We start from the raw sequence: 17,386 nt of genomic DNA, 5'->3' as shown, positions 1-17,386 counted from the left end.
TTACTCCTTCGCCTGCGGAATATCGCTCAAAGCAATGCGATACTCCTCGTGGCGCTCCAGATCGCGCCAGACGATGCAGCGTTGCGCACATTCGTCCGCGCCGACCACGGCGACAAACCGCACCCCGCGACGTGCAGCGTCGCGCAGATTGCCGCTGATGCCGCGCATCCGCACATCGGTCATCGCTGTGTACCCGCGCACCCGCAACATACGCGCCACTTCCAGAGCGTAGGGGTAGCTGTCATCGTCAGTTGCGACCACCAGCACGACCGGAGGGCGGGAAGGCGCCGCAACCGGCGATGCAGCCGCCACCACCCGTTCCAGACCATACGCAAAGCCAACGGCAGGAGTTGGTTGGCGTCCGCCCAGCGCGCTCACCAGATCGTCGTACCGTCCGCCGCCGCACAACTGCAAGCCATCCCCGGCATAGATTTCAAAGATCATGCCGGTGTAATAGTGCAACCCGCGCCCCAATCCAAAATCGAGCCGCACCTGATCCAATGCTACGCCATGCGCCGCCGCCAGGTGCAGGATCGCGCGCAATTCGTCGAGACCGGTCACCGCGTAGTCGCGCAGCACCTCTCCGGCTTCAGCCAGCGCCTCATCCGGTCGTCCTTCGATACGGCAGAGGTGATCGAGCACTTGCAATGCCTGTTCGATCCGCTCGCGGGACTCGCTCCGGCGCAATTTACGCACCAGGCGACCGACAATCGCCTCTGGCGGGCGGGTGCCGAAGCGCAGATTGACCCCAATCTCACGCAGCGCGTGCAGCAACAACGCCTCGGCGCGCTGATCATCGATGCCATCGAGCAATGCCGGATCGAGCGCCGCAGCGGACACGTCGAGTTCTGCGCGCACTGCTGCCGCTCCCTCCTCACGGAGACGTTCGAGACGCCATGCAAGCCTGCCCTGAGTTCGCTCGCTCAACCCGAGGGACGCAAGCAACGAGCGAATGAGACCAATATGACCGATCCGCACCGTAAAGCGCGTCACGCCAGCAGCAACGAGACCCTCGCATGCCAGCGCCAGACACTCGGCATCAGCACGCGGCGCTGTACCGCCGATCAACTCAACACCGATCTGAGTGAACTGACGATAGGTGGCGCGCTGGGGACGTTCGTTGCGGAAAACCGGACCGGCATAGCGCAGGCGCAGCGGCAACGGTTGGTCCTGCATACACCCGACGTAGGCGCGCAGCACCGACGCCGTCCATTCAGGGCGCAGCGCCAGATCGCGCCCATTGAAATTGAACTCGTAGACTTTACCGACCAGTTCTTCGCCGAGTTTGCGCAGGTAGAGATCGCGATGTTCGATGATCGGCAGATCGACGGGTTCATACCCACAGGCAGCCAGCACCCGCTCGATAGACGCTGCTGCCGCCGTTTGCGCCATCACCTCGGACGGCAAGACATCGCGCATGCCACGCACAGCATCGATATTCGATCCCATGGAATGGCAACTCCATCCAGAATGGACGTATGAACAGGGACGTATACTTTGCCCGGTGCAACCGGCATTGTACCCGATCTGGCAGAGGGTCACAACCAAATCAACGATCGGGCAACCGTATGCGGAAGGTGGCGCCATCGCCGGGGAAACTGCTGACTTCGATCGTCCCGCCATGGGCAGTGACGGCCATTTTGCAGAATGCAAGCCCAAGCCCCGTGCTGCTCTGACGGGCGGAGCGGCTCTCGCCCATCGCGCCGAACGGTTCGAAGAGCCGTTCGATCCGTTCTGGAGGGATGCCAGGACCGGTATCGGCGACTTCGATGACGGTCTGTTCCCCGACATCCAGATACGGCTCGCGCCAGACGCGCAGGGTGATCGTTGTTCCGCGGGGCGTGTGCTTGATGGCATTCGAGAGGAGGTTGAGCAGAATGCGTTTCAGCAACCGGGAATCGGCGCGAATCACCGGCAGCGCAGGCGATACATCGAGGATCAGCGTTTTGGACTCGTATGCCAGCCAACCAGAAAGTTCATCAGCGCACTCAGCGCAGAGGATGGGAAGCGACACATCGCCCAGGCGCAATCTCAGACGGCCTTCGTTGTACCGGATCAGATCGAGCAGGTCGTCTACAAGCCCGGCCAGATCGCGGCCATTGCGCAGCGCGCTGTCGATCAGGGATCGTTGCGATTCGTTCAAGCCATTGGCGCTCAACAGATCCAGAAAGCCGATCAGGGCAGTCAGCGGGTTCTTCAGATCATGGATGACCATCTGCGCCAGCAACGCTGTATTGCGCTCGCTCTGACGCAGCAACTCATCGAGTTGCGTCAACTCCTCGCGCTGACGCTGCTCACGCGCCGCAGTGAGCGCCAGGCGTTCCAGCGCGTCGATCTGAGCGTCGGACCATCCAGCGTCGCTCTGGAGCCGGGCGCGCACATCGGCTGGGATCGGCTCGCCACGCTCCAGCGTCTCAACCAGTGCGCCAATTGCATCGGATAACAGTGGGCGCACCTGCTCGAACATTGCGCGTTGCAACAGGTTGGGCTGGTTCGGGCTTCGCAGCTGGTAGAGCAGTGCATAGATAATCAGCGCTATGCCAGCGATCCCTGCAATGTGGTACAGCCAGAACAGGACACTGAACGCCGCAGTGGTCAACAGACGCGCAAGCGCCGTTTCGCCCAGCAGCACAATGCCTGCCAATAGTGCAAACGAGCAATGGGATGGCGATTGCCGGTATAATTGAATGTAACGCCAGAGCGCAATGCCGCAGGTAACGATGGTGACGAAAGCGCCGGCGTACAACGTCGCACGATGCAACGGCGCCACCCGGTCGGCGAACGACCAGACGGCGCCGGCAACGAGGAGGAACGCACTGAGCGATCCATACCATCGTGTCCGCCGCTGTTGCTGCTCAGGCGGCAGAGATGGCGGCTCGAAGGCGCCCAGGACGACGAAGACGCTGACCAGTGCAAGACCGATGATCGGCAGTTCTGGCAGTGTATCCGGCAGCGTAGCATCGAAGATGTCGTGGATCAGGAACAGTGCGGCGCCGATCAGAACCCCCAGTCCGGTTGCCAGAGTGCGTCCATCCAGTGCCTGTAAAGCCGCAACGATGATCACCAGGGCTGCCGTGATGCCGAGCGTTGCAATGGCGGCAACGAGCGAAACGTACAGGATCGGCGACATTACAACCTGACGATCGAGATCAGGAAATGCGCTTACCAGCGCCAGAACAGCTGGAACAACCAGCACAACGATCGTCCAACCTGCAAAGACCCACCAAGGCGTCGGTTGGTTGGGGGCGGAAACGGAAGGCGGATCGGCTGGCGTTTGAGACATGAGATTAAGTTACTATTTTTTCATCGCAACTGTACTATGTAGATAACGCTATGACAATAGATAGGAGTATCGATCAGATCAACGAACATTCACCAAATTTTCGCCAACTGCACCAGGCGCTCTTGAACTGGTTCAGCGAGGCGGCGCGCGATCTCCCCTGGCGCCGCGTCCGTGATCCATACCGGATTCTGGTAGCAGAAGTTATGCTCCAGCAAACACAGGTTGATCGGGTGCTGCCAAAGTACGAAGCGTTTATCGAGCGTTTCCCGACGCTCGAGGCGCTGGCGGAAGCGCCCACCGCCGAAGTTATTCGCATGTGGGCCGGTCTGGGCTACAATCGCCGGGCAGTCAACCTGCAACGCGCTGCACGGGAGATCTGTGAGCGCTACGACGGCGTTTTCCCGCGGGATGTCGCCACCCTGGTCACGTTGCCGGGCATCGGACCATACACCGCCGGCGCTGTCGCCTGCTTCGCCTTCGAGCAGGACGTGGCGTTCATAGACACGAACATCCGGCGCGTTATCCAGCGCGTGTTTACCGATCCGGCAGAAATGGTCGACGAGAGGGCGTTATTGGCGCTGGCGAACGCGGCGCTGCCTGTTGGTCGCAGCTGGGCATGGAACCAGGCGCTGATGGAACTGGGATCGCTCGTCTGTACCGCCGATGCGCCGGCATGCTGGCGCTGCCCGCTGCGCGACCTGTGCCGCGACTATGCTGCGCGACGCGAATCTGACGAGCAGCTTGCAGCGACGCCGGTGCGCAAGCGCCTCGCTGAACGCCGTGAACGCCCGTTTATCGGCTCCAATCGCTACTTTCGCGGTCGCATCATCGACGCGCTGCGCTCGCTTCCGCCTGGAGCAACTCTTGCGCTGAACGACCTGGGACCGCAAGTGCGCCCGGAATACACGCCCGACGAAGAGACATGGCTGACAGCCGTGATCCATGGGCTGGAACGTGATGGATTGGTTGTATGGACCAAAACCGGAGTACGGTTGCCGGAATAGTGCGTCATGTCACCTGTGCTATAATGCGGAGCCATGAGAACAGCCATTGCTATCAATCCACGACACGCCGCTCACGACGAGCCGCGGCATGTCGAACAGGCAGCCCGCCTTCAGGCGATTACTGCCGCCCTGAATGCCAGCGGTTTGCGCGCATCGCTGCTCGAGGTTCCCGCGCGCCCGGCGACCGAGGAGCAGTTGCGTGCAGTTCATACGCGGCAGATGATCGAACTGGTGCGCTGGTCGGCGACACGTCCGCGTTCGTGGATTGACCATGACACGTACACCACATCAGCCAGCTGGGACGCAGCCCTTATGGCAGCAGGAACAACGATAGCAGTCGTTGAAGCCGTCGTCGGCGGGTCGGCGCGCAATGGCTTTGCGCTGGTGCGCCCTCCCGGGCACCATGCGACGCCGGCTGAGTCGATGGGGTTCTGCCTGTTCAACAATATCGCAATTGCGGCACGCCATGCTATCGATCACCTGGACATCGGGCGGGTGGCCATTGTTGATTTCGATGTGCACCACGGAAATGGCACGCAGGACATCTTCTACGAGGATGATCGCGTCTTCTTCTGTTCAACGCATGCCTCGCCGCTCTATCCGGGCACCGGCGCCGAACGCGAGATTGGTTCGGGCAAAGGGCGCGGCACGACGCTGAACCTGCCGCTGCCGCACGGCGTCGGCGACGCCGGTTTTGCCCGTCTGTTCGATGACGTCGTCATTCCGGCGATCCGGCGCTACCGCTCCGACTTGATCCTGGTTTCCGCCGGCTACGATGGTCACTGGGCAGACCCGCTCGGACCGTTGGCATTGTCGGTCGCCGGATATGCGGCGCTGACGAGGCGCCTGATGGCGGCGGCGGAGGAGGTGTGCCGGGGGCGGATTGTGCTGGTGCTCGAGGGGGGCTACAATCTGCGGGCGCTGGCGGCTAGCGTGATGGCATGCCTCGAAGTGCTGGCCAACGAGACCACCGTTGTTGATCCGCTTGGTCCTGCGGACGAACCGGAACCGGACGTTTCCGCGCTGATCGCCCGGATGCGCCAGAACCATCCGTTGCTCGCCGGTCAGAGCGTTCTGTGACCGGTGAACGCGAAGGCGCAAAGACGCAGGAGAAGCGGTCTTAATGGCGCGGCGCTGATCGCCGGTCAGAGCGTTCTGTGACCGGTGAACGCGAAGGCGCGAAGCCGCAAAGACGCAAGAGAGGCAGTCCTGATACTGCGGCGCTGATCGCCCGCATGCGCCAGAACCATCCGTTGCTCGCCGGTCAGAGCGTTCTGTGACCGGTGAATGCGAAGGTGCAAAGACGCAGGAGAAGCGGTCTTGATGGCGCGGCGCTGATCGCCGGTCAGAGCGTTCTGTGACCGGTGAACGCGAAGGCGCAAAGACGCAGGAGAAGCGGTCTTGATGGCGCGGCACTGGACCTGGCGCCTTTGGGGGGAGATTGAGCAAACGTGCGTGAGCCGCGGTCGAAGGAGGCACAATGCAGAATCTTTGCGCCTCCGCGCCTTTGTGTGAGATGAGTAGAAGACATTGATTATGAGCATTGCAGTTATCGACTATGGCGCCGGCAACCTGCGTAGCGTAGTGCGCGCGCTTCAGCGAATCGGCGCGTCCTTTGAAGTGACGAGCGATCCCGATGTGGTCGTCGCCGCGCCAGCCGTGGTGCTGCCCGGCGTCGGTGCAACGCGCGACACCATGCAGAGCCTGGAGCGTCTGGAACTCGTCGCCGCCATTCACGACTCTATCGCGCGTGGCACGCCGTTTCTTGGTATTTGCGTCGGCATGCAGGTGCTTTGCGATCAGAGCGAAGAGTTTGGATTACACCCCTGCCTCGGCATTGTCGGCGGCGCCGTGCGGCGTCTGCCCTCCGATCTCAAAGTGCCGCAGATCGGCTGGAACCAGGTCTGCTGTACGCCGCACGCCGCACAGCACCCGCTCTTTAGCGGTATCGAGGACGGCAGCGATTTCTATTTCGTGCACTCCTACTACTGCGATCTGATCGATGCGCGCGACGTCGCCGCCACGACAGCGTATGGTCTGTCGTTTCCCAGCGCGCTTATCCGCGGCAATCTGGCAGCCGTGCAGTTCCATCCCGAAAAGAGCGGTCGCTGCGGACTGCAACTTCTGACCAACTTCGTCCGATGGGCAGGTGTGGCATAATGGAAATCATTCCGGCTATCGACATCAAAGACGGGCGCTGTGTGCGCCTCTATCAGGGCGATTTCCGGCAGGTCACCGTGTACGACGCCGACCCGGTCGCAGTGGCGCAGCGCTGGATCGATCACGGCGCGCCCCGCCTGCACCTCGTTGATCTCGATGGCGCGCGCAGCGGGCATCCGGTTCATACCGACATCATTCGCGCGATTGCACAATCGGTCGGGGCGCCGGTACAGCTTGGCGGCGGACTGCGTAGCATCGAAACCGTTGAGCGCGCACTCGATCTGGGAGTGCAACGTGTTGTCCTGGGCACGGCAGCCGTCAGAGATCCTGATCTGATCACTCGCCTCGTCGAGCGATACGGTGACGCCATTGCCGTCGCCATCGATGCACGCGATGGTATGGCGGCAACCGCCGGATGGACGGAAACGGTCGCCCTCAGCGCCATAGACCTGCTCGAACGCATGGCGACGCTGGGAGTCCGGCGTATTATCTATACCGACATTTCGCGTGACGGCACCCTTTCGGAGCCGAACGTCGCGGCAACCGGCGCGCTCGTGCGCCCCGGCGGTCCTGCCATTATTGCGTCGGGCGGGATCAGCACGATTGATCATTTGCGTCGCCTGGCTGCGGTTGGCGTCGAGGGCGCGATTGTCGGACGAGCGCTCTACACCGGAGACCTGTCGCTGCGCGAAGCGCTTGCAGCGTTCCAATGAGGAGATGGTATGACGAATCCCGGCAAACCAGGCAGTTCTGCCAGCAAGTACGACGAAGAGCGTCTCCGCGCCGCTGAACAATCGCAATTCGTCTACTTGCAGGGTCAGATCGACGAACTGCGGCGCCTGCTGAAAGAACAATCGAACAAGTATGCCTGGGCGATGGAACAGGTTCGGCGCGTTGAAGCGAGCGTCGCACAGATCGAAGGGTTGCTCGACCACCAGCGCCAGGAAATGACGCAGGCGCTCGACAGCTACCGGCGCGACATTACGGCGCTGCGCAAGGAAGTGGCCGGTGCAATGGTCAAGATCGACGAAGCGCTGCGCCCGATGCGCGACATGCAGGCGCAGATCCAGCAACTCGGCGAAGCGCGCCGCCAGGACCGCGATGCAATAGCGCCGATCTTCGGTCGTATCGATGATCTGGAGCAGCGGATCGGCGCCTGGAATGCGCAGATCAAGGAAGCAGAAGAGCGTCATCGTTCGCTTGCCGCGCGTCTTAACGAGTTCACAGCGGCAGATGAGGCGCTGCGTGACGATATACGCCGGTTGAGTGAGGATCTGCAAATCGAAAAACAGAGCCTGCGTCGCCAGGCGGTCGAGGCGCAACAACTTGTTGCCGACATCCACCCAACACTCGAGGCGCACGCCAGCCGCCTCAGCCGCCTCGACGAAATTCGCCAGCATATCGACCTGTTTGCCGAACAACTGTCGCCACAAATCACCGCGCTGGGCGAACGGATCGATCAGATTATCGGCGAAATCAAGCGCGTCGAGCGCATCTCGACCGAACGGTTCCTGATGAATCAGGAGCGAGTGGAAGAGATTCGCCAGCAACAGGACGAAAAAATCGCGTCAATTGCGGAAGCCGAAGAGCAACATCTGCGGCAGTTGAACGCCTGGCTTGATCGCATCGATGCATGGCTGCGCGAACTGGAACAGCGCCAGAACCGCACTGCCAGCCGCCTTGAGCAGGTTCAGCGCGAGAGCCTCGCCTACCTTGTCGACCTGGAGCACCGCGATGTTCGCCTGGTCGAAACGCTGTTGAACGCGCTGCGCACCCACGCGGACGAAATTCATGCCGAACAGGTTGAACGCGGTCGCACGCCACAATAATGGTTGGAGGCGTTGCCGGAGAAGCATATGCTCAAACGTCGTATCATTCCCTGCCTGGATGTCAAGGCTGGTCGGGTGGTCAAAGGCGTCGCGTTTCTGAACCATCGCGACGCCGGGGATCCGGTTGAACTTGCAGCGGCCTATGATGCCGGCGGCGCGGATGAACTGGTGTTCTACGACATTACCGCCAGCAGCGACGAACGCGACATTATGGTCGATGTCGTCGAACGCACTGCGGCGCAGGTGTTCATTCCACTGACGGTTGGCGGCGGGTTGCGCACCGTTGATGATATGTACCGCATGCTGCGCGCCGGCGCCGATAAGGTGTCGATCAACACCGCTGCCGTGCTTAACCCGCAGCTCATCGAGGAGGGTGCGCGGCGCTTCGGCAGTCAGTGTATCGTGCTCTCGATCGATGCCCGACGGGTCAATACACCGGACGAACCACCGCGCTGGCAGGTTTTCACCCATACCGGGCGCAATCCGCGTCCAACCGGACTCGACGCTATCGAATGGGCGCGACGCGGCGTTGAGTCAGGGGCGGGCGAGATCGTTATCAACAGCATGGACGCCGATGGCGTCGGCGGCGGGTATGATCTCGATCTCCTGCGCGCGATAGCGGATGTCGTCAGTGTGCCGGTCATCGCCTCCGGCGGCGTCGGTTCACCGGAGCATATGTACGCCGGTCTTGTCGAAGGGCGCGCCGATGCTGTTCTCGCAGCGTCGATCTTCCACTTTGGCGCGTATACGATACAGGATGTCAAACGGTACCTGGCGGAACGCGGCGTGCCGGTGCGGATGCCGGTACAGGTTGAAGGTTGAACGTTGAACGTGGGAAGGTGAAGGCGCGAGGCGCGGGGCAAGAGGCGAGAGGGGTGCAGATGGGACGGTAGAAGCCCCTTCGTACCCCTTCGTGCCCTTGGTGGATGGCAGGGGCAGGCAAAGGAAGAGAGAAGATAGAAGGCGGGCGCGCGGGAAGGCGGGAAGGTGAAACTTCCGCTTAACCCCTCACCCCTCACCCCTGACACAACGCATAGCGGCAGGATGGCGTCTATGTCCGACCAAATCACAATCATCATCCGCTACTTCGCAGCGCACCGCGACATTACCGGTTGCAGCAGCGAAACGCTCACTCTGGACTCTGGCGCAACAGTCGGCGCGCTATGGGAGATGCTGACCGAACGCTACCCGCGTCTTGCCGGGTACAGCGGGCGATTGCTGTTTGCCGTCAATCAGGAGTTCGCTTCGCCGGACCACGCCCTGCACGATGGTGATGAGGTCGCCTTCATTCCTCCGGTGAGCGGCGGCGCACCCAACGCCTTCACCGTCACGTCCGCCCCGCTCGATCCTGCGCCGCTTGTCGCGCTCGTGCAGGCGCCCGATATGGGGGCGATCGTCACGTTTGCCGGCGTGGTCCGTGACAATTTTGGCGGACACAAAACCGCATTTCTGGAGTACGAAGCATACCCCGGTATGGCGGAAACCGTGCTCGCCCAGATCGCCGCCGAAGCGCGCGCTCGCTGGCAGACCGGCGCCATCGCAGTCCACCATCGGATCGGTCGGCTGGAGATTGGCGACACGGCGGTTCTGGTCGTCGTTGCTGCGCCGCACCGCCGCGAAGCCTTTGAGGCGGCTGAATGGATTATGGATCGTATCAAAGAAATCGCGCCGATCTGGAAGAAAGAACACTGGGCGGACGGCGACGCCGAGTGGGTCGGCGATGAGAAAGAGCGCAGACAGATGGCGCCTCGAAGCGTATCTGAAAATCCGCCTCGTGAGGTACAGCCGGAGTAGGCGAAGGCAATGCCTTTTCGTCAGAATGAGGAATAGCAATAGTTGAGCCAGCGACGGGGAAGCGTCGTCATACGGCAGTGATCGCAGAGTAACACGGATCAGGCGGACTCAACCTTGCTCTGAGCGGTTTTCGGCACGAGGGCGCGGGTCGCCAGCACATGCTGCGTCTGATCGACCGATGGACGCGGCGGAACGATCAATACCTTATCGATCCGCCGGCCATCCATATCGACCACCTCGAAGGAGTACCCTTCCCATTTGACGCTGTCGCCAACATTTGGAATGCGACCGAGCAGCGCCAGTACGAAACCGGCGAGTGTCTCGAAATCATGCTCACGCACAAGAGCATCAGCAGGAGGCAATTTGAGACGCTCGTGCAGATCGGTGAAGGGAGTCAACCCATCGACCAGGTAACTGCCGTCGTCGCGCCGCACGATCGACTCACTGATCTCATCGTACTCGTCCGAAATGTCGCCAACCAGTTCTTCGAGCATATCTTCGATGGTAATCACCCCGGCAACCTGGCCGTACTCGTCGAGCACAATCGCAAGCGCATTGCGGTTCTGCTTCAGTTGTTGGAACGCCCGCGCGGCGCGCTGACTTTCGATCACATACATCGGCGGGCGCAGCAATTCCCGCAGGTTCGGCGACTCACATTCCCCCCAGAACGCAAGCAGATCCTTGATGTACAGAATGCCGATCACATGATCGAGCGTTCCTTCGTACACCGGAATGCGCGAATAGCCCGACTCGGCGGCGATCTTCAACGCCTCTTCCAGCGGCGTGTCGATGTCGATGGCGGTAATCTGCGTGCGCGGCGTCATCAGCGAACGCACCGTCCGGTCGCTGAACTTGAAGACGTTATGGATCACCGTCTGCTCGGAGTCCGCCACCGTGCCCTCAGCGGCGCCCTCGCGCACCAGCGCCATAATGTCGTCCTCGGTGACGGGCGTTTCGGCGACGTTATGACGACCAAGCAGGCGCAGCACCACATCGGTCGAGAAGGTCAGAAACATGACGGCTGGCGCCACCAGGCGCGCCAGCAGCGCCATAAGCGGAGCAACCGCCGCAGCGACCCGTTCGGCATTTTGCAATGCCAGGCGCTTGGGAACCAACTCGCCAACGATGAGCGAGAGATAACTGATACTCAGCGCCACAATTGCAGGCGCCAGCGCGCCGGCATAAGGCGCCAGCGCAGGAAAATCCCGCAACCAGACGGATATCACTCGCACAATGCTCGCGCCGCCAAATACAGCCGCAAATGTGCCAAACAAGGTGATGCCGACCTGGACAGTCGAAAGAAAACGACTCGGCGACTCGAGCAGCGCAAGCGCCGCGCGCGCGCCGCCATCACCTCGTTCCGCCTGTTGCTCGAGCCGGCCCTTGCGCGCAGAGACCACCGCGATCTCCGATGCGGCAAAGAAGCCATTGGCGACGATCAACAACAGTATCAGAAGGCTTTCGAGGAGGATATTGGAATGTTCAGAGTCTGTCATACGATTGTCCGGCAGACGATGACGCCAGCGCCTGCCGCATATATGAAGTATACCGTTTGCACAGCGCCTGTCAAGTGATTGCCAGAGGCGGAGTCGAGGCCGGAATTGTCAGGCGGCAAGAAAGAGCATCCCTGCTGCGATGCGCCTGGGTTGGCGACCACCCCGCTTCCTGCACTATGCTTTCCCTGGCGGTGTGGAAACCTCCACTCTGCTGGCAAAAGTACGGGTGTATAATGAAACTCGTTAAACTCTGAGATGAGTTCCGTATGCAACTGGCATTCAACAACCTGTGGCGCCGTAAAACGCGCACGCTGCTGACAATGCTCGGCATCGCCGTCGGCGTCGCCGCAGTGATCGCGCTCTCGACGTTTGGCGAGGGCATGGCGAGCGGTTTCGAGAGCCTTTCGTCGGCATCCGGCGCCGATCTGCAGGTGGCGCAGAAAGACGCCGCCATGATCATTCTGAGCGTGATCGACGAGGATGTTGGCGATGAATTGCGCCAGGTTCCAGGCGTCGCCGAGGTTGCAGGCACAATCGCTTCCCTGGCGCAGTTGCCGGAGTCACCCTATTTTGTGGTCATGGGCGAAGACCCGCGCGGCTTTGCCGTGCAGCACTACCGCATCATCGAAGGACGACCGATCATAGGGCGGCGTGAGGTGATGCTCGGCAAAATGACCGCCACGCATTTCAAGAAGGGGATTGGCGACACCTTTCGCATCAACGATTTCGGCTACCGCGTCGTCGGAGTCTACGAAACCGGCGTTGGCTTCGAGGACGGTGGTGCAGTCATCCACCTGGCGGATGCGCAACGCCTGTTCGATATGCGGCGGCGGGTCAGTTACTTCAGCCTGAAAGTGCGCGATCTGAGCGCCATCGATGAGGTGCGCCGGGAGATTGAAGCGCGCTTCGACGATCTGGCGGTCACGCGCAGCGGCGAGCCGTCGCGCCAGGACGAGATCATCGGGCTTTACCGTTCGCTCGGCTGGTTCCTCGGCATCTTCGCCGTCCTCGTCGGCGGCCTCGGCATGATGAACGCTATGCTGATGAGCGTCTTCGAGCGCACTCGTGAAATTGGGGTGTTGCGGGCGCTTGGCTGGCGGCGGCGGCGCGTGCTCGGCATGATCCTCAGCGAAGCGCTGATTGTGGCCGGTCTTGGCGGGTTGCTTGGCGTCGGCATGGGCGTTGGTCTGATCGCGCTGAGCCGCATGTCGCCGGCTGTCGCCAATATGCTGCCAGCAACCATTCCGCCCTCGCTCTTCGTGCAGGGTATGGTCACGGCGTTGCTCCTCGGGGCGGTTGGCGGTGCCTACCCGGCGTGGCGTGCGGCGCAACTCGCGCCCATCGAAGCGATGCGTCAGGAAAGCGGCGTCAGCGTCCATTGGGGGCGCTGGTCGCGCCTGCTGGCACAGTTGTTCCGCGGCGCGTTCCGCAACATGTGGCGCCGCCCAACGCGCACGCTGATGACCGCCGCCGGGCTGGGGATTGGCGTGGGGTTCATTGTGCTGCTGCTGGCGCTGACGGTTGGCGTGCAGGGGGAGTTTACCCGTCTGTTGAGCGGCGGGCAGATGGATATCGTCGCCCAGCAGGCGCGCATATCGGACGTGTCGCTCTCGGTCGTCGATGAACGTCTGGCGGTGCAGATCGCCGGTCGCCCCGGCATCCGCTCGGTGTCAGGATTCCTCTTCGGCGTCACATCACTTCCCGATCTGCCGTTTCTGATGGTGTACGGCATCGATCCGCGCGAAGCGTACATCGAGCAGTACCGCGTTGTCGAAGGACGCGCGATCGAACGGCAGAACGAAGTGATGATTGGACGGCTGACCGCCAACGGGCTGAAGAAAAGCGTCGGCGATAAACTGCAGTTCGGCGGCTCGACCTACCGCATTGTCGGAATCTACGAGAATGGTTCAGCCTATGAGGACGCTGGCGTGGCGATTACGCTCAAAGATGCGCAGCGTCTGTTCCGCAAGCCGCGCCAGGTGTCGTTCCTTGGCATTCAGTTGATCGATCCGGAGCGTGCGCCGCAGATCGCCGCCGAACTCGAAGCCGCCTTTCCTGATCTGATGATCAGCGCCTCCGCCGAACATACAAACCGGATGCAGGACTTCGCAACGATGCGGGCGATGTTCGGCGCGCTGGCAGTGTTGACGCTGGTGGTCGGCGGGATTGTGATGATGAATGTGATGATGATGAGCGTCTTCGAGCGCACTCAGGAGATTGGCGTTCTACGGGCGCTTGGGTGGCGCAGCGGGCGCGTGTTGCGCATGGTGCTCGCCGAGTCGCTGGCGCTCAGCCTGCTGGCAGGCGTGGCCGGCCTGGCAATTGGCGTGGCGCTCGGCGGATTGCTCCAGATGGCGCCGCTGTACGGTCCGTTCCTGACGGTCGTCTATACGCCCGATCTGCTGGTGCAGACGCTGGTATTCGCACTGGCGCTCGGCGCTATCGGCGGCGTCTACCCGGCATGGCGCGCAACGCGCCTCCAGCCAATCGATGCGTTGCGGTACGAGTGAGGCGCGAGGCAAGAGGTGACCGGGTTGAAGGTGCGAAGACAGTAGGGGCGCGCCCACGTGTACTCTTGAGGTCTTCACTAGAGGTTTGGTTCTTGCCATTGAACGGCGCCGGCGGAAAGGTTCGGTCTCGCTCCGAAGGCGCCGCCCGACTTCAGGGGTCCTGGATGGATGAAGGAACGTTTGGGTTGCAGGCGGGAAGGTGCGACAGTTGATCGGTATCCCTGACCGGTTTTTTGGTTCATCCGCTTCTCCGGATAACAGACAGGATGCACGTCATGATCGACACCCCGGTTGTAGTCGAAACCCGCCATCTGACCCGGATCTACGGTGATGGAACCGACGTCCGGGCATTGGACGATGTGAGCCTGACGATTCACGCTGGCGAGTTTCTTGCGATTGTCGGTCCGTCGGGATCGGGCAAATCGACATTGCTCAACCTGATCGGCGCGCTTGATCGCCCGACCAGCGGCGAGGTGCTGATCAGCGGCACGCCGCTCTCGCAGGTGCGCGACATCGATCAGTTCCGTGGACGCACGATTGGATTCGTTTTCCAGACGCACAACCTGATACCGACACTCACCGCCGCCGAGAATGTCGAAATCCCGATGTACGAGACGGGCATGGGGCGCGGGGAACGCCGCGCACGCGCGCGCGAACTGCTGGAACTCGTCGGTCTGGCGGCGCGCGCCGACCACCTGCCCAACCAACTGTCGGGAGGCGAACGCCAGCGCGTTGCGATTGCGCGCGCGCTCGCCAATCGCCCGACGATTGTGCTGGCAGATGAGCCAACCGGCAATCTCGACTCGAAAACAACCGACGACATCATGGCGCTGTTGCGGCAGTTGAACCGCGAACACGGCACGACGCTGATCGTGGTGACCCACAACCACGAAGTGGCGCTGGCGGCGCGTCGGATCATCACCCTGCGCGATGGACGCATTCAAAGCGATCAAACAGTGCATAGCACCATCGAGAGCGAACTGCTCGACTTCAAGAGTTCACCGCTGGGGCAGACCATTCTGCGTGGCGAAACGCTGCCCGATGAACTGGCGGATGTTGCGCCGAAGTTGCGTGAGTTGCTGGCACGGTTGTGAGGGTTAGGCATCCCCTCCATCCGGCGGGGATGACATCCGTTTTGGGGATGAAAAACCTATACTTCTGGAGGTTTTGTTCAAAAACTCACAATGGTATACTGCGTCATAAACATAACCCGAAGCATCTAAACTGTCCCCCGGACGGCGCGCCCAACGCAGACGAAACTATAGAGTCACCGATTAGGCGCCCGCAAATGTGCAAAAGCGCTGAGCGTTTCCATTTTTATTCCTTGCAATCAGGCGCTCCAGGGGTTATGCAGGGCGACCGTACAGTCTGTGTCAAGGAGAGGACCCGATGAAAGATCTGATTCAACGATCACGGAAAAGCTTCACCGTCGTGCAACCGATTGAGTCGGACGTGCCGGACAACGTCTGGGTCAAGTGCCCGTCGTGCCGGGAGTTGATCTACCACAAGCAACTGGCCGAGCGTATGAAGGTGTGTCGCTGTGGCTACCACATGCGCCTGACGGCGCGTGAGTGGCTGGCGCTGCTGGACGAGGGGTCATTCGTTGAGCACGATGCGCACCTGCGCCCCACCGATCCGCTTGGGTTCGTCTCGCCTAAAGAAGCGTATGCCGACAAACTGCGCGAAGCGCAGCGCCGCACCGGTCTCGCCGATGTCGTGGTCAGCGGCGTTGGCAGCATCGAAGGACACCGGCTGTCGGTTGCCGTGTGCGATTTCGACTTTATCGGCGGTTCGATGGGCAGCGTCTTCGGCGAGAAGATGGCGCGCGCAGCCGAGCGCGCTGCGGCGCTTGGCATTCCATTGCTGACCATCAACACCAGTGGCGGGGCGCGCATGCAGGAAGGCGTGATCGCCCTGATGCAACTGGCAAAGGTCAATATGGCGCTGACTCGCCTGGCAGCCGCGCGGCAGCCGCACATTGCGGTGCTGGTCGATCCGTGCTACGGCGGCGTCACTGCGTCCTACGCCTCGGTCGCCGACATTATCATTGCCGAGCCGGGCGCGAACATCGGTTTCGCCGGTCGCCGCGTGATTGAGCAGACGATCCGCCAGAAGCTGCCGGCGGATTTCCAGACTGCGGAGTTCATGCTGCAGCACGGCATGGTCGATATGGTGACGCCACGCGGCGAGTTGCACGGCGTGCTGGCAAAACTGCTGTGCCTCTACGCCGCTGAAGGTCGCACCGGCATCCGTCCGTCCGAGCCGGCTCCACCGGCGCTGGCTTCTATCTGAAATGCGGAGCTGAAGAGAGACCATGACACAGACGCTTACTCCCTGGGACAAAGTGCAACTCGCACGCCATATGCAGCGCCCGCGCACGCTCGATTACATCCGCGGGTTGTGCGACGACTTCGTTGAACTGCATGGGGACCGCCGCTACGGTGATGATGCGGCGATTGTCGGCGGCGTGGCAACCTTCGAAGGGCGGACGGTTGTACTGGTGGGGCATCAGAAAGGGCACGACGCGCGCGAGAATATCCGGCGCAACTTTGGCATGCCGCATCCCGAAGGGTACCGTAAGGCGCTGCGGCTGTTCCAGCATGCCGAAAAATTCGGTTTCCCGGTGATCTGTTTCGTTGACACGCCGGGCGCAAACCCGAATCGTGACTCGGAGGAGCGCGGGCAGGCAAACGCCATTGCCGAGAATATTCTCGTTATGGCCGGGTTGAAGACCCCGATCATCGTGTGTGTGATTGGTGAAGGCGGCAGTGGCGGCGCACTGGCGATCGGCGTCGGCGACCGAATCCTGATGCTGGAACATGCAATCTACTCGGTCGCGTCACCCGAAGCGGCAGCCTCGATTATTTGGCGCGACTCGGCGAAAGCGCCCGACGCGGCGCGCGCGATGCGAATTACCGCGCAGGATCTGCTGGAACTGGGGATCATCGACGAGATCGTCCCAGAACCATCGGGCGGCGCGCATACCGATATGGCGACCATGGTTGCAACGCTGGGGGACTCGATCCGTCGCCATCTGGCCGAATTGCTGACGCTGGATATCGAGACGCTGTTAGAGCGTCGCTACACGCGCTATCGAGCGATCGGACGCTACGAAGAGGATGGTCGCCAGACCGTTTTTGCCTAGGGACTACGTTGTAACTGGCGCTGCGATGATACGTATGCAGTTTTGAACGAAAACAACGAGTAGTAGTCCGCCGGATCATGGCTGTGGCAGGTCCATCAGCGATGCCTCCGGCGATTCCCCTGACGCGGTTCCCGCAATGACTGGTTGATCGGCGTCACGCGCAGG

Annotated in this window: 14 protein-coding genes; 11 read left to right on the top strand and 3 right to left on the bottom strand. The window is 61.5% G+C overall.

All coding sequences use genetic code 11. The annotated features are described in order from the left end of the window. A complete protein-coding gene (gene hisZ, locus AC3EA7_RS18365) occupies positions 1 to 1,449 on the bottom strand; it encodes an ATP phosphoribosyltransferase regulatory subunit (protein WP_488615525.1) in 1,449 nt (482 codons plus the stop codon). Between the two features lie 100 nt (positions 1,450 to 1,549). Then, positions 1,550 to 3,283: a sensor histidine kinase gene (locus AC3EA7_RS18360; protein WP_488615524.1), complete on the bottom strand. Its 1,734-nt coding sequence runs from the start codon at positions 3,281 to 3,283 to the stop codon at positions 1,550 to 1,552. Between the two features lie 50 nt (positions 3,284 to 3,333). Between AC3EA7_RS18360 and AC3EA7_RS18355 the strand changes: the two genes are divergently transcribed. From AC3EA7_RS18355 to moaD, 7 genes are all read left to right on the top strand, one after another. Then, positions 3,334 to 4,287 carry an A/G-specific adenine glycosylase gene (locus tag AC3EA7_RS18355; RefSeq protein WP_488615523.1) on the top strand — a complete coding sequence of 318 codons (954 nt, stop codon included), beginning with the start codon at positions 3,334 to 3,336 and terminating at the stop codon, positions 4,285 to 4,287. A 33-nt stretch (positions 4,288 to 4,320) separates the two neighbouring features. Beyond that, positions 4,321 to 5,367, top strand: coding sequence for a histone deacetylase family protein (locus AC3EA7_RS18350; protein ID WP_488615522.1), 1,047 nt, complete (start codon positions 4,321 to 4,323; stop codon positions 5,365 to 5,367). Between the two features lie 456 nt (positions 5,368 to 5,823). Next, complete coding sequence (gene hisH / locus AC3EA7_RS18345; RefSeq protein ID WP_488615521.1) at positions 5,824 to 6,447, top strand: imidazole glycerol phosphate synthase subunit HisH; 624 nt, start codon at positions 5,824 to 5,826, stop codon at positions 6,445 to 6,447. Then, the gene (hisA, locus tag AC3EA7_RS18340; RefSeq protein ID WP_488615520.1) at positions 6,447 to 7,160 is read left to right on the top strand and encodes a 1-(5-phosphoribosyl)-5-[(5-phosphoribosylamino)methylideneamino]imidazole-4-carboxamide isomerase; all 714 of its coding nucleotides are present in this window, start codon (positions 6,447 to 6,449) and stop codon (positions 7,158 to 7,160) included. Before hisH ends, hisA begins: the two co-directional genes overlap by 1 nt. A 9-nt stretch (positions 7,161 to 7,169) precedes the next feature. Then, positions 7,170 to 8,276, top strand: coding sequence for a hypothetical protein (locus tag AC3EA7_RS18335; protein ID WP_488615519.1), 1,107 nt, complete (start codon positions 7,170 to 7,172; stop codon positions 8,274 to 8,276). A gap of 27 nt (positions 8,277 to 8,303) precedes the next feature. After that, positions 8,304 to 9,098: an imidazole glycerol phosphate synthase subunit HisF gene (gene hisF, locus AC3EA7_RS18330; RefSeq protein WP_488615518.1), complete on the top strand. Its 795-nt coding sequence runs from the start codon at positions 8,304 to 8,306 to the stop codon at positions 9,096 to 9,098. Between the two features lie 231 nt (positions 9,099 to 9,329). Beyond that, positions 9,330 to 10,070: a molybdopterin converting factor subunit 1 gene (gene moaD / locus AC3EA7_RS18325; RefSeq protein ID WP_488615517.1), complete on the top strand. Its 741-nt coding sequence runs from the start codon at positions 9,330 to 9,332 to the stop codon at positions 10,068 to 10,070. A 98-nt stretch (positions 10,071 to 10,168) separates the two neighbouring features. Here moaD and AC3EA7_RS18320 read toward each other — a convergent pair whose 3' ends face one another. Next, the gene (locus AC3EA7_RS18320) at positions 10,169 to 11,566 is read right to left on the bottom strand and encodes a hemolysin family protein (RefSeq protein ID WP_488615516.1); all 1,398 of its coding nucleotides are present in this window, start codon (positions 11,564 to 11,566) and stop codon (positions 10,169 to 10,171) included. Between the two features lie 266 nt (positions 11,567 to 11,832). On the opposite strand from AC3EA7_RS18320, the gene AC3EA7_RS18315 reads away from it, so the two are divergent. The 4 genes from AC3EA7_RS18315 (at position 11,833) to AC3EA7_RS18300 (ending at position 17,221) form a co-directional block, all read left to right on the top strand. Beyond that, a complete protein-coding gene (locus AC3EA7_RS18315) occupies positions 11,833 to 14,076 on the top strand; it encodes an ABC transporter permease (RefSeq protein ID WP_488615515.1) in 2,244 nt (747 codons plus the stop codon). A gap of 275 nt (positions 14,077 to 14,351) precedes the next feature. Then, positions 14,352 to 15,170 carry an ABC transporter ATP-binding protein gene (locus AC3EA7_RS18310; RefSeq protein ID WP_488615514.1) on the top strand — a complete coding sequence of 273 codons (819 nt, stop codon included), beginning with the start codon at positions 14,352 to 14,354 and terminating at the stop codon, positions 15,168 to 15,170. Between the two features lie 295 nt (positions 15,171 to 15,465). After that, the gene (gene accD / locus AC3EA7_RS18305) at positions 15,466 to 16,368 is read left to right on the top strand and encodes an acetyl-CoA carboxylase, carboxyltransferase subunit beta (RefSeq protein ID WP_488615513.1); all 903 of its coding nucleotides are present in this window, start codon (positions 15,466 to 15,468) and stop codon (positions 16,366 to 16,368) included. 22 nt (positions 16,369 to 16,390) lie between these two features. After that, on the top strand, positions 16,391 to 17,221 hold the full coding sequence (locus tag AC3EA7_RS18300; RefSeq protein ID WP_488615512.1) for an acetyl-CoA carboxylase carboxyltransferase subunit alpha: 831 nt from the start codon (positions 16,391 to 16,393) through the stop codon (positions 17,219 to 17,221). Positions 17,222 to 17,386 lie beyond the last annotated feature (165 nt).

Source organism: Roseiflexus sp., from assembly GCF_057785375.1.
This window is presented reverse-complemented; position numbering and strand designations above follow the sequence as displayed.

Bases quoted from the DNA above. Each gene is read 5' to 3' on its own strand.
- AC3EA7_RS18350 (WP_488615522.1), top strand. From the start codon at position 4,321: ATGAGAACAGCCATTGCTATCAATCCACGACACGCCGCTCACGACGAG.
- moaD (WP_488615517.1), top strand. From the start codon at position 9,330: ATGTCCGACCAAATCACAATCATCATCCGCTACTTCGCAGCGCACCGC.
- accD (WP_488615513.1), top strand. From the start codon at position 15,466: ATGAAAGATCTGATTCAACGATCACGGAAAAGCTTCACCGTCGTGCAA.
- hisH (WP_488615521.1), top strand. From the start codon at position 5,824: ATGAGCATTGCAGTTATCGACTATGGCGCCGGCAACCTGCGTAGCGTA.
- AC3EA7_RS18300 (WP_488615512.1), top strand. From the start codon at position 16,391: ATGACACAGACGCTTACTCCCTGGGACAAAGTGCAACTCGCACGCCAT.
- AC3EA7_RS18320 (WP_488615516.1), bottom strand. From the start codon at position 11,566: ATGACAGACTCTGAACATTCCAATATCCTCCTCGAAAGCCTTCTGATA.
- hisZ (WP_488615525.1), bottom strand. From the start codon at position 1,449: ATGGGATCGAATATCGATGCTGTGCGTGGCATGCGCGATGTCTTGCCG.
- AC3EA7_RS18355 (WP_488615523.1), top strand. From the start codon at position 3,334: ATGACAATAGATAGGAGTATCGATCAGATCAACGAACATTCACCAAAT.
- AC3EA7_RS18310 (WP_488615514.1), top strand. From the start codon at position 14,352: ATGATCGACACCCCGGTTGTAGTCGAAACCCGCCATCTGACCCGGATC.
- AC3EA7_RS18315 (WP_488615515.1), top strand. From the start codon at position 11,833: ATGCAACTGGCATTCAACAACCTGTGGCGCCGTAAAACGCGCACGCTG.
- hisF (WP_488615518.1), top strand. From the start codon at position 8,304: ATGCTCAAACGTCGTATCATTCCCTGCCTGGATGTCAAGGCTGGTCGG.
- AC3EA7_RS18335 (WP_488615519.1), top strand. From the start codon at position 7,170: ATGACGAATCCCGGCAAACCAGGCAGTTCTGCCAGCAAGTACGACGAA.
- AC3EA7_RS18360 (WP_488615524.1), bottom strand. From the start codon at position 3,283: ATGTCTCAAACGCCAGCCGATCCGCCTTCCGTTTCCGCCCCCAACCAA.
- hisA (WP_488615520.1), top strand. From the start codon at position 6,447: ATGGAAATCATTCCGGCTATCGACATCAAAGACGGGCGCTGTGTGCGC.